The 15,260-nt window shown below is 67.6% G+C and carries 16 protein-coding genes and 1 tRNA gene; 9 read left to right on the plus strand and 8 right to left on the minus strand.

The genetic code is table 11. The features are described 5' to 3' along the window. Positions 1–8: 8 nt before the first annotated feature. Positions 9–881 (minus strand): LysR family transcriptional regulator, encoded by an 873-nt coding sequence (locus ACIA75_RS12205; RefSeq protein ID WP_397102899.1) that lies wholly within the window; start codon positions 879–881, stop codon positions 9–11. 79 nt (positions 882–960) lie between these two features. On the opposite strand from ACIA75_RS12205, the gene ACIA75_RS12210 reads away from it, so the two are divergent. The 3 genes from ACIA75_RS12210 (at position 961) to ACIA75_RS12220 (ending at position 3,750) form a co-directional block, all read left to right on the plus strand. Beyond that, positions 961–2,229 carry an MFS transporter gene (locus ACIA75_RS12210; RefSeq protein WP_397102901.1) on the plus strand — a complete coding sequence of 423 codons (1,269 nt, stop codon included), beginning with the start codon at positions 961–963 and terminating at the stop codon, positions 2,227–2,229. 42 nt (positions 2,230–2,271) lie between these two features. Beyond that, the gene (locus ACIA75_RS12215; RefSeq protein ID WP_397102904.1) at positions 2,272–2,910 is read left to right on the plus strand and encodes an NAD(P)-dependent oxidoreductase; all 639 of its coding nucleotides are present in this window, start codon (positions 2,272–2,274) and stop codon (positions 2,908–2,910) included. Between the two features lie 183 nt (positions 2,911–3,093). Beyond that, positions 3,094–3,750: a formylglycine-generating enzyme family protein gene (locus tag ACIA75_RS12220; protein ID WP_397103464.1), complete on the plus strand. Its 657-nt coding sequence runs from the start codon at positions 3,094–3,096 to the stop codon at positions 3,748–3,750. On the opposite strand, the gene ACIA75_RS12225 is transcribed toward ACIA75_RS12220, so the two are convergent. Continuing rightward, positions 3,685–4,344, minus strand: coding sequence for a TetR/AcrR family transcriptional regulator (locus ACIA75_RS12225; protein ID WP_397102906.1), 660 nt, complete (start codon positions 4,342–4,344; stop codon positions 3,685–3,687). The genes ACIA75_RS12220 and ACIA75_RS12225 overlap by 66 nt on opposite strands. Positions 4,345–4,463: 119 nt before the next feature. On the opposite strand from ACIA75_RS12225, the gene ACIA75_RS12230 reads away from it, so the two are divergent. The 5 genes from ACIA75_RS12230 to ACIA75_RS12250 all read left to right on the plus strand — a co-directional run bounded on the left by ACIA75_RS12230 (position 4,464) and on the right by ACIA75_RS12250 (position 8,284). Further along, positions 4,464–5,192, plus strand: a complete 729-nt coding sequence (locus ACIA75_RS12230; RefSeq protein WP_397102908.1) for a nuclear transport factor 2 family protein — start codon at positions 4,464–4,466, stop codon at positions 5,190–5,192. Positions 5,193–5,292: 100 nt separating this feature from the next. Then, positions 5,293–5,369 (plus strand) — tRNA-Met (locus ACIA75_RS12235). Between the two features lie 229 nt (positions 5,370–5,598). Further along, entirely contained in the window at positions 5,599–6,030 is a 432-nt protein-coding gene (locus tag ACIA75_RS12240; protein WP_397102910.1) for a pyridoxamine 5'-phosphate oxidase family protein, read from the plus strand. Positions 6,031–6,534: 504 nt separating this feature from the next. Then, positions 6,535–7,662: a hypothetical protein gene (locus tag ACIA75_RS12245; RefSeq protein WP_397102912.1), complete on the plus strand. Its 1,128-nt coding sequence runs from the start codon at positions 6,535–6,537 to the stop codon at positions 7,660–7,662. A 49-nt stretch (positions 7,663–7,711) separates the two neighbouring features. Beyond that, positions 7,712–8,284 (plus strand): hypothetical protein, encoded by a 573-nt coding sequence (locus ACIA75_RS12250; RefSeq protein WP_397102914.1) that lies wholly within the window; start codon positions 7,712–7,714, stop codon positions 8,282–8,284. A 733-nt stretch (positions 8,285–9,017) separates the two neighbouring features. On the opposite strand, the gene ACIA75_RS12255 is transcribed toward ACIA75_RS12250, so the two are convergent. From ACIA75_RS12255 to sucB, 6 genes are all read right to left on the minus strand, one after another. Next, positions 9,018–9,305 carry a putative quinol monooxygenase gene (locus ACIA75_RS12255; RefSeq protein ID WP_397102916.1) on the minus strand — a complete coding sequence of 96 codons (288 nt, stop codon included), beginning with the start codon at positions 9,303–9,305 and terminating at the stop codon, positions 9,018–9,020. A 159-nt stretch (positions 9,306–9,464) separates the two neighbouring features. After that, complete coding sequence (gene lipA, locus ACIA75_RS12260) at positions 9,465–10,487, minus strand: lipoyl synthase (protein WP_397102918.1); 1,023 nt, start codon at positions 10,485–10,487, stop codon at positions 9,465–9,467. Further along, complete coding sequence (gene lipB / locus ACIA75_RS12265; RefSeq protein ID WP_397102920.1) at positions 10,484–11,257, minus strand: lipoyl(octanoyl) transferase LipB; 774 nt, start codon at positions 11,255–11,257, stop codon at positions 10,484–10,486. The genes lipA and lipB overlap by 4 nt, the downstream gene beginning before the upstream one ends. 2 nt (positions 11,258–11,259) lie before the next feature. Further along, positions 11,260–11,787: a GNAT family N-acetyltransferase gene (locus tag ACIA75_RS12270; RefSeq protein ID WP_397102923.1), complete on the minus strand. Its 528-nt coding sequence runs from the start codon at positions 11,785–11,787 to the stop codon at positions 11,260–11,262. Then, positions 11,784–12,674: a TIGR01777 family oxidoreductase gene (locus ACIA75_RS12275; protein ID WP_397102925.1), complete on the minus strand. Its 891-nt coding sequence runs from the start codon at positions 12,672–12,674 to the stop codon at positions 11,784–11,786. The genes ACIA75_RS12270 and ACIA75_RS12275 overlap by 4 nt, the downstream gene beginning before the upstream one ends. A gap of 10 nt (positions 12,675–12,684) precedes the next feature. Continuing rightward, positions 12,685–14,436, minus strand: coding sequence for a 2-oxoglutarate dehydrogenase, E2 component, dihydrolipoamide succinyltransferase (gene sucB / locus ACIA75_RS12280; RefSeq protein ID WP_397102927.1), 1,752 nt, complete (start codon positions 14,434–14,436; stop codon positions 12,685–12,687). 253 nt (positions 14,437–14,689) lie between these two features. Between sucB and ACIA75_RS12285 the strand changes: the two genes are divergently transcribed. Then, positions 14,690–15,043 carry an oxidoreductase gene (locus ACIA75_RS12285; protein WP_397102929.1) on the plus strand — a complete coding sequence of 118 codons (354 nt, stop codon included), beginning with the start codon at positions 14,690–14,692 and terminating at the stop codon, positions 15,041–15,043. Positions 15,044–15,260 lie beyond the last annotated feature (217 nt).

Here is a 15,260-nt window from a genome sequence, read left to right on the forward strand (position 1 = left end):
TGCTGTCGCTACAGCGCCACCCCCAGGGCGGACAGATAGGCCCCGGCGGCCGGTCCGGGTTTGCGCGGACCCCACACCACGTACTCCACCCGCTGCGGCGGATTCCGGAGAGTCACGATCCGGAGGTCGGGGTATGCCGCGACGATCGATGCCGGTAGCAGACCGATGCACAGATTCTGCCGGATCAATTCGACGAAATAGTCCACAGCGACCACTTCGAACGCGACCTCGCGCCGCACTCCGGCGGCGGTGAACGCCCGGTCCGATTGGGCCCGCCCGGCCGAGCCCGCGGGGAAATCGACGAACAGTTCTTCGCCGAGGCGGCCCGGTTCCACCTCGCGTTCACCGGCCAGCGGATGCGCGGGGGAGACCAGGGCGACCAATTCGCCCCGGCCGAGTTCCACGGCCGCTACGCCACTCGGTTCGGTATCGGCCGGTAGACCCAGGAAGGCGATATCCAGTGTGCCGTGCCGGACATCGTCCGCCAGGTGGCCGCTCATCCCGATCTGCAGGCTGATCTGGACCCGCGGATGGCGGGTGCGGAAGTCTCGCAGCGTGCCCAGCAGATCGATCGCGCCGACGCTGGGAATCGCCCCGATAGCGAGCCGGCCGCGGATCTCACCGGCCGCGGCGGAGACCTCGGCGCGCGCCCGTTCGGCGGCCTCGAGGGCCTGGCGGGCCGCGGGCAGGAACGCCGCGCCGGCCGGAGTCAGTTCGACCCGGCGACTGGTTCGCTCGAAGAGTTTCGCCCCGAGTTCCTTTTCGAGCCGGGCGATCTGGTGGCTGAGCGCCGACTGGACGACCAGGCAGCGCTGGGCGGCGCGGGTGAAGTTCTTCGTCTCCGCCACGGCGATGACATACCGCATCTGCTGCAGTTCCATCCATCTATCGTGAATCACGATTGTTGCGCTGACAAACATGTGTTGGACTCATCGACCACGGGCGCTCAAGGTTGAATTCATGACCGTGACCGCGGCCCGGCCGCTCCCCAGCGACAACACTCCCGAATCCGGCTCCGGACTACCGCCCGGGCTCCTGCTGCTGATGTCGGTGGCGACCGGCCTGATCGTGGCGGGCAACTACTTTGCGCAACCCCTGCTGGACGTCATACGCCACGATCTGGGCCTGAGTACCGGTACCGCCGCGTTGATCGTCACCGCCGCCCAAGCGGGTTACGCGCTGGGCCTGATCCTGCTGCTGCCCTTGGCCGATCTGTTCGAGCGACGGCGGCTCGCGGTGACGTTGTTCGGCGCCACGGCCGTCTTCCTGCTGGTATCCGGCACCGCCGGCAGCGGTGTCGTGCTCCTGGCCGGTACCGCGCTGGCCGCGTTCACGTCGGTCGCGGCACAAGTGCTGGTGACTTTCGCCGTCGCGCTCAGCGATCCCGAGCGCCGGGGCCGGGTGGTCGGCACGGTGATGAGTGGTTTGCTGATCGGCAGCCTGCTGGCCCGGACCGTTGCGGGCCTGCTGAGCGAATTCGGTGGCTGGCGCGCCGTGTACTGGTTCGGCGCGGCCGTACTGGCCCTGGTCGCGGTCGCGCTGTGGCGGACGCTGCCCACACTGCACACGCCGGTGGGGATGTCGTATCCGGCGCTGCTCCGGTCGACTGCCGGGCTCTTCCGCACACAACCGGTGTTGCGCCGGCGGGCAACTCTCGGCGCGCTGTCCATGGCCTCGTTCACCATGTTCTGGACCGGAGTGACGTTCCTGCTGGTGGGCTCGGGTTATCAGTGGTCGGAGGCGACCATCGGGCTGTTCGGGCTGGTCGGTATCGCCGGCACTGCCGCGACACCGGTCGCCGGGCGGTTGGCCGATCGCGGATATGTGCACCACGTCGCGGGGGTGGGCGCGGCGCTGCTGGTGGTGGCCTGGGTGGCGCTCGCTGCCGGCGGGACCTCGCTCTTCGCGCTGATCGCCGGTGCGATCGCCCTGACCGTGGGCCAGCAGTCACTGCTCAACAGCAATCAGAACATGCTCTACGCACTCGCCCCCGAACTCCGCAACCGGTTGAACTCGGCGTTCATGACGGTCTTCTTCCTCGGCGGCGCGGCCGGATCGGCGCTCACCGCCGTCGCATGGTCCTGGGGCGGGTGGATCGGGGTCAGCGCGGCCGGCGGCGCGCTGGCCACGGCCACGCTGCTGCTGTGGGCCGCCGAGCGCGTGCCGGCCCGGTCTACACGCCCGTTGCGGCGCCGGACGCGGGTGCCCGCCGCCGGACCGCGGCCCTGAACAGTATTTCGAACGATGAGCGACTGCGAAGCGAGAAAAACCATGCGTATCACCATTTTCGGCGCCGCCGGACAGGTCGGCAGCAGGACGCTGGCCGAGGCCCTGTACCGCGGCCATCAGGTCACCGCGGTACTCCGCAGCCCGGCCCGGGCGGCCGAGATCCCCGGTGCCGCGGAGGTCCGGATCGGTGACGCCGCCGATCTCGAGGATGTTGCAGATCTCACCGACGGACAGGATCTCGTGATCAGCGCGACGCGGCCCGCCACCGGACGCGAGGGCGAACTGATCGCCACCACCGCGAACCTGATCGCGGGCGCGGCCCGCGCCGGGACCCGATTGTTGCTCGTGGGCGGCGCGGCGACGCTGACCGTGCCCGGCTCCGGCGGAGTGACGGTGATGGACGAACCGGGATTCCCCCAATCCCTGCGCGATATCGCCCGCGCCTGCGCGGATCAGCTCGCGGTATGCCGGGCCGCCGTCCGCGGCGACTGGACCTACTTCAGCCCGCCCGCACAACTGCATCCCGGAATCCGCACCGGACGCTATCGGCTGGGCCGGGACGCGCTGGTCACCGATCGGCACGGAGTTTCGGCGCTGTCCTACGAAGACCTGGCGGTAGTCCTGCTCGACGAAGCCGAACGGCCCGCGCACCGCGGCATCCGGTTCACCGCTGCTTACTGACACACCTCTGTGGTGGCGATACCGACAGTGCCCGGCACGGCGCACCGGCCGGTGGCTCGGCACTGCCCGGGCGGTTGTGCCGATCGGGTGTGGGCCGGTGGTCATCGCGCGGTGAACGAGCGGGCGAGCGTGGCAGCCCGCCGACGCTGCTGGTAGACACGGCGGGTGGGTACCGAGGTTCAGCTGGTGGATATCCGGCCGGGGCGCGTCGAGTTGTCGGATCGCCGGACGGAACGGCGCTGGCCGGTCGAGGTGGCGGCCTACCGGATCGCGGCCATGCCGGTCACCCGGCAGCAGTACGCGGCGGTTACCGGGTCCGGTGGCGGGGGAGAAGCCGAGGGAGCGCTGCCGGTCGACAGTGTGTCGTGGGACGACGCGGTGCGATTCTGTAACCGACTGTCCGAGCAGGAGGGCCTGGAGTCGGTGTATCGATGGGTCGGGGAGGATGTGTCGATCGGTCCCGGCGACGGATATCGCCTGCCGACCGAAGCCGAGTGGGAGTATGCCTGCCGGGCCGGAACCGAGGGTCCGCGCTACGGTGAGCTCGACGAGATCGCTTGGTATCGCGGCAATTCCGCGGAGCGCGTGCATGCGGTCGGTGGTAAGCGGCCCAACGGGTGGGGGCTGTACGACATGCTCGGCAATGTCTGGGAGTGGTGCTGGGACGTCTACGACCCGGCCGTCTACGGCGAGTACCGGGTGCTGCGTGGCGGCGGCTGGTTCGACGAACACTGGAGCTGCCGGGCGTCGGTCCGGCGGCGCAGCCATCCGACCCTACGGCTCGACGATGTCGGATTCCGGGTCGCCCGGTCGGGGCTGGGTGCCGGTTCGGGCGAGTGAGAGCACTATTTCGGTCGCCGCATCGACCAAACGGTCTCGCGGCACCGGGAGACGGCCGTCGATCCAGTCCACGTAGAGCGCGACGAGTGCCCCGCTCAGTGCAGTGGCGCTGATGACCAGGGCTTCCTCGCTGTTGGGGAGCAGCGCGTCCATATCGTCACCCAGGGCGGGGACCACTGTCCGGAGGAAGAGGGGCAGGCGGCCGGCGCTGTGCTCGCGCAAGGTGTCGTCGGTGAGGGGTTCGCGGAGCAGGACGCGGGCGCGACGGGGGTCCTCTTCGAAATAGGTGGCGCAGATCTCCAGCGCCGAGCGGACGGTGCCCTGCGGGTCGGTGTCCGGGGCGACCGCGCTCAGCCGGGTGCGGAGTTCGGTTTCGAGCCGGTCGTAGACGGCGATGACGAGCGCTCGGCGATCGTCGAAGTTCTCGTAGAAGTAGCGGGGACTCAGATTCGCCAGGCGGGTCACCGCCCGCATGGTGACCGCGGCCGACCCGCCGCTGCCGAGCAGATCGACCCCGACGTCCACCAGCTGTTCGCGGCGCTCCGCGGATCGGTCGTCGAGGGTCCGGCCGCGCCACAGCTTGGGTGCGCCCATCGATTCCTCCTCTCCCCGGTCGGTGCCCTTCATTGACATCAACTGCTTCAACATGAATCATACGATTCACGTAGACACCGGGTGCGGCCGGGACCGCGCCCAGCGAAAGGTCTGGTGCTGTGTTCAGTGAGGAAAAGTTCCAGGAGGCGCTGCGCCGGCCCCGCCTCGCCCGGCCGGCTCCCGAATTCCTGGACGGTAATCGCGCCGTGCCGATCCGGGTGATCCCGGAGGCGGAACTGCAGGCCACCACGCAGGAGTGGTTCGTGCAATTCGACCGGAAGCTGGAGTACTACGGCAAACTCGGCCTCGACCTGTCCTGGCTGATGGAGTGGGCGAAGAAGTACTGGTGGAGTTTCCTGGCGCGGGATATGAGTCTCAACGACGAGCTCTACGCGCCGGATATCCGCTACACCGACGTCACCACCTTCGGCCGCACCATCGTCGGTATCGACGACTTCGTGACCTACAACTTCGCCTTCTTCGACGCGATCCCCGACTGGCGCTACGACCCGCTGCCCGGCCAGGTCTATCTCGATGTCACGCCCGACGAAAAGGTGCGGGTCGTCATCCGCTACATCGGCAGCGGCCACTGGGACGGGCCGCTACGGCTCTACCCCTACGACGACAGCGCACCTGTCCTGTACGGCACCGGCCGCTTCATCCAGTGCCCGGCGGTCGACCGCTACCACTTCAACGCCGACGGACTCATGGAGGAAGGCGAAACCCTCTACGACGCCTTCGACGTCACCCAGCGCGGCGGGATCCTCCCGCGAGACGACAGCTGGCAGTTCAAGGCCCTGATGTCGGCGTCGAAGATCCCGGCCCTGCTGCAACGCCTCAAGTTCTGATGGGCGATCCGCATGTCTGTCGGCCGGAGTCGGGCCCGCGGCGCCCGGTTGGAGCGCGATTTGGATCGACGCTACCCATGCGCTACGGTTGCTAACGCAACGCGGGGTGGAGCAGCTCGGTAGCTCGCTGGGCTCATAACCCAGAGGTCGCAGGTTCAAATCCTGTCCCCGCTACCAGCGGCCGAGGCCGGAACGGTTCTACCGTTCCGGCCTCGGCCTTTTCCGGTCCGCTGGATCTTTCGCCAGGGAAACGGCTCCTGGATCGATCTCGACAGGACGTTCGAACCATGGAATACACAACATCGAGCACAGTGTTCACGGCCGACCGTCCATGGGTTCATTTCCGGGGTCGGCTCGTGGCCACATGCCAGGGAAGCGGACCGCTCGTCCGGCGGTTGCATCATGTATGCCGAAATCCTTCACGGAAGCCGAACGCCAGAAATTCCTCGCGGACAAGCATATTGCGGTGCTGTCGGTCGCGGCGACCGATGGCCGTCCGCCTGCGTCCGTCCCGATCTGGTACGACTACACACCCGGTGGTGGTATCCGGATCAATACGGGCGCGAACCGGCGCAAGGCCAGGCTGATCCGGGAAGCCGGCGTGGTGACGTTGGTCGTCCAACGCGAAGAGCTGCCCTATCAGTACGTCATAGTCGAAGGCACCGTAGTCGATGCCGCGACCCCCTCGCCTCAGGACATCCGGGAAGCCATCGCCACTCGTTACCTCGGCCCCGAAGCCGGGCGTGCGTTCGCCGAGCAGATGGACGGCCTGGAATCGGTCCTGTTCACGATCCGACCCGACCGCTGGATCACTCAGGACTACTCGGCCGACTTCTGACAGCGCAGGAGGCACGCTCCAGTCGACGGTTGTAGCCGGCCGCGTCCCGGTCGGCACTCTGCCGGCACGGTCGCCGCTCGGACCGGCCCGGGACGCCTATGCAGAACTGCCCACCGCTCCCGGTCCATCGGTGTGTTCCGGCCCTACGTGCAGGCTCCCCGTGGCTTCGTCGAATCGCGGAGGGGAGACGACGGCTGCCTCCCGGAGGCCCGGGAGGCCCTGGCGCGGACACCCGGGCCGATCGGGCACCCTCGTCACGGGTTCCCCGCCGGCGCCATGAAGACACCCGCCTCGGCACACAGCACCGCCGGATCCGAGACGCAGTCCCCTCCGAGCACGATCCTTTCCGCCCGGTCACACGCGACCTCGCCCCTGCGGCCAACGATCTTGATCTTTACGACGACGTGATCCACCTTGGGACGCGGTCAACTCTATTGCGCTGCTTGCTCTTTCATGTGATTATCTGGGTTCTGTGCGTGCACGCGGTATCTGAGGGGGCATTCGATGTCTGACGTGAAAGTCGACCTATCCGCCCTTGCAGGCTTTCGGCTCGACCTCGCTGACCTGGGCACTGCCTTCTCGACCAACAGCACACGCATGCTCGCCGGACTCGCATTGCCCGCTGGAACCTCGGGCCTGCTGGCCACTGTGACCCCCACCCTGACCGACTTCCAGACCGCGTTCACCGGCCTGTGCGGGCAGGACCGGGTCACCCTCGACACGTATTCGACCACCCTGGCCGACAATGCCGCCGGGTACCGGGCCGCGGATGGGTCGACGGCCGAGACCCTCGCAGGCACCGGTCAGTCGCTCGCCGGCGCCGTAGGCACCGAGGTGACAGGCTCGGACGGTGGAGTCAGCCGATTCACCGGATTGACCCTGCCGAACCTCACCGAGGAGGCCGAGCCACCGTACACCGTCGGGCGGACGGTAACCGGCATGATCGAAGCCATCAGGGCCTATGACGAGATATTGGGTGAAGCGATCGGGATGAAGCCCGCCGCGGATTACCTGAGCCCACTGGTCGGCGATTGGGAAGCGTTGCAGGGCATCGGAAAACGAATCCGATCACTCGGTATCAACGATTTCGTCACTTCACAGAATCTGGCCAACGGCACCGCATGGTTGCAGCTGGGCTGGACCGGCGATTCCGCCAGTGCCTTCGGAACTGCTGTGACCCAGCTCTCCCAGGCGGTCGATACCCGCGGCGTCGACCTCGACATCGTCGCGAAAATAGTCGAGAACGGCGGCCTCGCGCTCGAACGCCACGTCTACAACCAGGCTGTCGCCCTCGCCGCCGCCGTAATCGCCCCCATGACGTTACTCGATATGACTCTGCCCCTGGCCACATGGGCAAGCCTCGTCGACGAACCGATCGACGAGCCGACTCGATCGGAGATCAGCACCGCGATCGACAACCTGAAATCCACAGCCGAATCCGGAAAGAACACGGTGACCACCCTCATCGACCGCATCAACCGGGCGCTGGCCTACCGCCCGGGACAAACCGCACCGACATACAACGCCACCGAATTCGACCTCCCCGACAAGGCCACCGTCGACCTCGGCACACACCGCTACGGATACAACGGCAACACCTGGTGGGAGGGCTCCATTGCATCGGCCACCTGATCGCGAACTCCCAGCGGATCGCGCGGTATACGGCTCGAAGAGCGGTACCGTGAGCGATGAACAGAGTTCCAGGCTTGCCAGGTCTACCACAATCACCAAGACCTATTTCACAATCAAGGGATACAAATTCGCGGACGATATATTCAAGGCATATCTCGATAATAACGGGCCGGACTTCGTCTACCAGATCAGTCCATCCAACGTCGAGCGGATGATCGCTACCGCCGGAGCGAGAGAACAAGTCGCCAAGTGTGTGGATACCATCAAGGAGCAGGCGCGGCTCGATCCTCGAACCGGTGTCACGCAGGACATCACCACGGCATGGATGGGGGCGCCTCAAGAGGAGGGGGATATCGGCCTCGCGGTAGGGCATTACGATGTAGGTCTCGGAAGCGACACCACCCTGTACATGGAGGACGGTCGGCTTCGGGCGGAAATCATCTACCGGATCTACATCTACGAGTACTACAACTTCGACCTGCTGGATCAGAAGTCATACGATCTGAATATAAAAGACGGTGTCAACAATGACATGCGGATACTCGAAGAAGTTGGATGGGCCAGAAGTTTTCGTGTTCACGGTGAGGCTCCACGACTCGAGAGGTGGGTCGGGGATCTGTGAGGGGTAGGCTGATCCGCGCCGCCGGTGCTGCTCTTTCGGCGTGCGTGACGGCGGTAGCCGCTACGGGCTGCTCGACCGAGGAAGAAGACGCTCGTGGCTTCGTTTCGTGCGCTGGCGTCGTGTTCCCCGACCAGGTCGAAGTCGTATGGTCGCACCACGACAGCCGCTTCCGCGAATCGGATTCCGAGGTAGTCGTCGACATTCCTGCTCAGACGGTCGGTGAGTTCACTCGACTCTCGGAATTCGTTCGTTTCGATCCCGGGGTTCCTCGGTACTGGCGGTCCCACTGGGAGGCAACGGGAATGGCCGATTTGCTCTCGACCGACGTGGGAAACGAACACTCCGTGGACGGCGACCGGGACCCACGTCGATACGTCGTCATTCACGACGGCGGTGGAGACAAGCGCAGGGTTTTCGTTCACACCGACTGCTGAAACACGATCGGGGCCATCGCGGATGGGCTACGGATAGCCTCCGCGGGTTGTGAGTGCGAGCTAGTCACGACGGCGGAGGTCCGACTCGGCTACGCCACCGTTGTGGACTTGCCGAAAGTCCCGTTGTGGATCTGCCGGCAAAGTGATCGTGGATCTGCCGAGGAACTGCCAGAGAGGCTCGGCCCTGGGCGGGATAATTCGGGCAGCAACTGCGCTACGTCCGGGATCGGACCGGCCGGGACACCTATGCAAAACTGCCCACCGCTCCCGCTCCATGGCAGCTGCAGCATCATGCGCGCTCAGATGAGGGGGCGGACCTCGGCGATCGCGTACTCCGCCACTGTCGCGCCGAGGATTGCCGCATTCTGTTCCTCACCGGTACCGGCACCGCGAAAGGACTCCGCCGCCTCCTGGGTTTCCCAGCGCTCGAAGATATTGATCCGGGCCGGGTCGGTGAGATCCGCACTGATCGCGAAATCGAGACAGCCGGGTGAGGACCTGGCCTGTTCGACCACGTCGACACAGCCGACGAGATAGGCATCCCGGCCTTCCGGTGCGACGAGCAGATATCCGGCGACGATGACCATGGGTGCACTCCTGTTCGGTGGGCTCACCTATGCCGACCGATTCGCGCCGCCCGATTCATCGGCCCGATCGGTCCCGGGCCGTGATTCCGGCGTTTCGGGTGAATCGGGGGGAGTTGTCCAGAGTGCGCTGATCGGGAGACCCGAGTGCGGAGATGTGCGCTAGCTCCGCGACCCGAACCGTTCCAGGACAGCGCTCGCTTCTTGAGAAGCGGTGCCTTCCGCGGCGAGGTGCGCCATGGTCTCCGGGATCGGCCGGCCGTGATGGGCCATCGCCTGGGCGTAGAGGCGGCCGGCGCGGTAGGAGGAACGGACCAGGGGGCCCGCCATCACACCGGCGAAACCGATTTCCTCGGCGACCTTCGAATGTTCCACGAACTCTTCGGGTTTCACCCAGCGGTCGACCGGGTGGTGGCGCGGCGAGGGGCGCAGGTACTGGGTGATGGTGAGGATATCGCAGCCCGCCTCGTGCAGGTCGCGCATGGCCTGGGTGACCTCGTCGGGGGTCTCGCCCATTCCGAGGATCAGGTTGGACTTGGTGACCAGGCCGTCGGCGCGGGCGGCGGTGAGCACCTCGAGGGACCGTTCGTAGCGGAAGGCGGGTCGGATCCGCTTGAAGACCCGGGGGACCGTTTCCAGGTTGTGTGCCAGCACCTCGGGGCGGGTGGAGAACACCTCGGCGAGCTGGTCCGGTTTCGCGTTGAAATCCGGGATGAGCAGTTCGACACCGGTGTTCGGGTTGAGTTTCTTGATGGCGCGCACGGTTTCGGCGTACAGCCAGGCGCCGCCGTCGTCGAGGTCGTCGCGGGCGACACCGGTGATGGTGGAGTAGCGCAGGCCCATGGCCTGGACGCTTTCGGCGACCCGGCGGGGTTCGTCACGATCCAGCGGGGACGGTTTACCGGTGTCGATCTGGCAGAAATCGCAGCGGCGGGTGCACTGTTCGCCGCCGATCAGGAAGGTGGCCTCGCGATCTTCCCAGCATTCGAAGATATTCGGGCAGCCCGCTTCCTCGCACACCGTGTGCAGGCCCTCGCGTTTCACCAGGCCCTTGAGTTCGGTGTACTCGGGGCCCATGGTGGCGCGGGTGCGGATCCAGCCGGGTTTGCGTTCGATCGGGGTTTCGGCGTTGCGGGCCTCGATCCGCAGCAGTTTGCGGCCGGCGGGGGCTTGGGCGGAGGTCATGCGGTCGGACCTTTCGAATCGCGTGCCACGGTAGCGGCGGCGTGCTCCGCGACGGCCGGGGTGGCGGCCTGCGGAATATCGTGCTCGGTGACCGGAAGCTCACCGTTGAGCGCGGCCGGGATGGCGTCGGCGAGCCGCGGCCGGGCCTCGGCGACGGCGACGGCGCGGCCGAGTTCCTGACTCAGGCTGGTGGAACCCACATCGCGGATCCCGCAGGGAATGATGGCGCCGAACGCACCCAGATCGGGATCGCAGTTCAGCGAAACACCGTGCAGGGTGACCCCACGCTGCACCCGGATCCCGATGGACGCGATTTTGCGCTCGGGCAGGAGCCCGGACGCGGCGAGCCACACCCCGGAACGCCCGGGTACCCGCCCGCAGTCGACCCCGAGATCGGTGACCACCTGGATGAGGGCCTGTTCCAGGCGCCGGACGTAATCGACCACATCGAGCGGTTCGGCCAGCCGGATGATCGGGTAGCCCACCAGCTGTCCCGGGCCGTGCCAGGTGATCTTGCCGCCGCGGTCCACATCGATCACGGAACTGCCGTCGTGCGGCCGGTCGGCCTCTTCGGTGCGGCGGCCAGCGGTGTAGACGGACGGATGTTCCAGCAGCAGCAGGGTATCGGTGCCCCGGCCGTCGGCGCGTTCGGCGGCGAGTTCCCGTTGCAGGTCCCACGCCTGCTGGTACTCGATGAGGCCCAGGTCACGCACGTCGACGGGGGTGCTGTCGTAGCGTGCCGACCGGGTCGCGGTGCGGGTGTTGTTCACGATCACGACGTTACGCCCATCTCCAATGTGAGCTGCATCAGCGTCAGATCCATCCAGCGGCCGAATTTGCGGCCCACCTCGGGCAGCGTTCCGACGGTGCGGAAACCGAACCGTTCGTGCAGCGCAATGGAGGCGGTGTTCCTCGATTCGATGACCGCGATCATGGCGTGGATATCCCCGGCCCGCTGGGCGCGGGCGATGAGCTCGGCGAGCAGGGTGGCGCCGATACCGCGCCGCTGGAAGCGGTCGGCGATGTAGATCGAGTTCTCGGCGGTGTGCCGGTATCCGGATTTGGGCCGCCACGGGCCGTAGCTGGCGTACCCGGCGAGTTCCCCGTCGACCTCGGCCACCAGCACCGGGCGGCCGTGCGCGGTGCGGTTGTCGAACCAGGCCTGCCGGTCGCCGAGATCGACGGGTTCGTCGTCCCAGATGGCGGTGGTTTCGGCGATCGCCCGGTTGTGGATCTCCAGGATCGCGGGCAGATCGGCGGTCCGCGCGTCGCGGACAAGGGTGGCGGTGGTGGGGGTCATCGGCCCACCGCGGCGGTGAGTGCGGCGCCGATGGTGGGGTGCCGGAATTCGTAACCGGTCTCCTCCAGGACACCCGGCAGGGCGCGCGGGCTGTGCAGAATCGCCTCGTCGGCGAATTCGCCGATCGCCAGGCGCAAGGCGAAACCCGGCACCAGCAGTGGGGTCGGGCGGTGCAGTGCGCGGCCGAGCGCGCGGGTGAACTCGGCATTGGTGACGGGTGCCGGGCCCACCGAATTGAGCGGGCCGCGCACCGCCGGTGTGGTGAGTGCGTGGCGGATCGCGCCGACCTCGTCGTCGAGGGAGATCCACGGCTGATACTGCCGGCCGCTGCCGAGCCGGCCGCCCAAGCCCAGCAGGAACAGGGCTTTCAGCTGCGGCAGCATCCCGCCGGTTCCGGCCAGCACCACACCGCTGCGCAACAGCACCGTGCGGGTGCCCGCGTCGGTGGCCGCGTGCGTGGCGGCTTCCCAGTCGATGCACAGGGTGGGCAGGAAACCGGTACCGGGCGGGCCGGTTTCGTCGACCGCGCGGGCACCGGTATCGCCGTAGTAGTGCACACCGCTGGCGTTCACCAGCGTGGCCACCCCGGCCCGCGCGACGGCCGTCGACAGCACATCGGTGGGTGTCAGGCGGCTGTCGCGGAGCTCCTGCTTGTACGTGCCGGACCAGCGTTTGTCGCCGATCCCGGCGCCGCACAGGTTGACCACGGCATCCGCGCCGTCCAGCACGGCGGGGTCGAGTTCACCGCGGACCGGATCCCAGCGGTATTCGTCGGGCGCGGCGGCCGGGCGCCGGACCAAACGGATCACCTGACTCCCGTCGCGGCGCAACGCCGCGACGAGAGCAGAGCCGATCAGTCCGGACGAACCGGCCACCACAACCAGCATTACCGTGACCTTACAGGCCGAGATCGGCCTCGAACGCCGCCTCTTCCAGGCGATGCCGGATGGTGGTGAGGAACCGTCCGGCATCCGCGCCGTCGATGAGGCGGTGATCGTAGGTCAACGGCAGGTAGCACATCGAGCGGACGCCGATGAATTCGCTACCGGATTCGTCGGTGACCACGGTCGGCCGCTTGACGATGGCGCCGGTCCCGAGCATCCCGGACTGCTGCGGCATCAGGATCGGGGTGTCGAACAGGGCACCCTGGCTGCCGATATTGGTGATGGTGAAGGTGCCACCGGCCAGCTCGTCCGGCTTCAGGCCGCCGGTGCGGGCCCGGTTGGCGATATCGGCGATGGCGCGGGCCAGACCGGCGAGCGACAGGTCGCTGGCGTTGTGGATCACCGGCGAGAGCAGGCCCTGTTCGGTGTCCACGGCGATCCCGAGGTGCACCGACGCGTGGTAGGTGATCTCCTTGGTGCTCTCGTTGTAGCTGGCGTTGACGTTCGGGTGCGTCCCGAGCGCTTCCACCACGGCCTTGGCGAAGAACGGCAGGTAGGTCAGGTTCACGCCCTCACGCTTGGCGAATTCGGCCTTGGCCTTCTTGCGCAGCGCGGCGATCTTGGTGACATCGGCCTCGTGCACCTGGGTGAGCTGCGCGGTGGTCTGCAGCGATTCCAGGGTCTTGGTCGCGGTGATCTGCCGGATCCGGCTGGCCTTCTGCGTGGTACCGCGCAGTGCCGCCAGCGCGGGGCTGGGGGCGGGCGCGGCCGGAGCCTTGGCGGCGGGAGCGGACGCGGCCGGAGCAGCTGCCGGGGCGGCGGGCGCCTTCTTGGCGTCGGCGGCGGCGAGGACATCCTGCTTGCGGATGCGTCCGCCGACACCGGACCCGGTGACGGTGGACAGGTCGACGCCGTTCTCGTCGGCCAGTTTCCGGACCAGCGGGGTCACGTAGGGGGTGGCGCCGTTACCGGTGGACGGCGCGGGAGCCTGCGCGGCGGGCGCCGGGGCAGGTGCGGGAGCGGGAGCCGGAGCGGGCGCCGGGGCGGCGGCGGGCGCCGGAGCCGGAGCAGGCGCGGGAGCCGGAGCAGGCGCGGGAGCCGGAGCAGGCGCGGGCGCGGGAGCCGGAGCAGGCGCGGATTCGGCCGCGGGGACACCGGAGCCGATCACGCCCAGCTGGCCACCGACCTCCACGACATCGTCTTCGTTCGCGGTGATCTCGAGGAGCGTGCCTGCGACGGGCGAGGGGATTTCGGTATCGACCTTGTCGGTGGAGACCTCGAGTAGCGGTTCGTCGACCGCGACCTCGTCGCCGACCGCCTTGAGCCACCGGGTCACGGTGCCCTCGGTGACCGATTCGCCCAGTTCCGGCATCTTCACCGGCGTACCGGAGGATGCCGCGGGCGCGGCAGCGGCAGCGGGCTGCGGGGCCGGAGCAGGCTCCTGGGCCGGTGCGGCTTCCTGCGCGGGGGCGGGCTCGGGTTCGGCGGCAGCCGGTTCCGGTGCGGGCGCCGGGGCGGCGGATTCGCCGGCCTCACCGATTACGCCCAGTTCGCCGCCCACCTCGACGACATCGTCTTCCTTGGCGACGATCTTCGTCAACACACCCGCCGCGGGGGACGGGATCTCGGTGTCGACCTTATCGGTGGAGACCTCGAGCAGCGGCTCGTCGACCTCGACCGTGTCTCCTTCCTGTTTCAGCCACCGTGTCACCGTTCCCTCGGTAACGCTCTCACCAAGAGCGGGCATCTGGACGGAGAAGGCCATGTCCGTTGACTCCTCTAACTGCTCGACGGGTCTACAACAGTTCGTTCCGGAGGATCCCGCCGCGGGTCGCGGCGGTGCTCCAGCCGGCGTTCATTCTGCGCGGCGCCGGAGATCCGTGTGGTTGTTGTTCCGGGATCCATCCTTGCACCCGCCGGCTCGCGCGGTTACCGGAGGGCATCGAATTCTGGTATCCGGCACCATGGAATCACCGCCCTGTACGGCGGGTTCGGTGCAGAAGAGGAGGTCGGGCCCGGTGGGATTAATCGACCGTTTCCGTCGCGTCGCCGCTGGGCGAGGGGGTGTTTCTCGTGGGCGTTCGCCCGAGGCCGGGTATCTGGCGGAGTGGGTGCGCACGCATACCGGTGTCGAAGGTTTCGTCGAACCGAAGACCACTGTGACCGATGTCACGGTGGTGCTGATTGCCGCGGATGGTGAATGGACGCGCCGGATCGTCGGCGAACGTGGCGCCCGCCGGCTCGCGCGCGAACTCGGGATCCCGGTGTACGACGTCGGCCGGACCGGTTATCCGCAGCGGATGCGCGACTACGACGCGCGGCGGCGGATCGAACGCAAACGCGCGATCGAGCGCGACCTCGGCGCGGAGTGAGCCTGCGCGCGTCCTCGCGGGAGCGGGCTCGTCGACGCGTTACCCGGCTCTGTCGCGCCGGTGCCGCGGCGGTAGGGCTCGGCGTTGCCGGACCCGAGACGCGGGTACCGGACGGGTCCGGCGGAATCGCCGCGGGACCGGCACGGTATTGCCCAGCGGGCCGGGCGGAATCGACCGCCCGGCCCGATCAGTGCTGCCGGGTCTCGGGATCGATACC

The sequence above is a fragment of the Nocardia sp. NPDC051750 genome, assembly GCF_044453135.1.
Lineage (GTDB): Bacteria > Actinomycetota > Actinomycetes > Mycobacteriales > Mycobacteriaceae > Nocardia.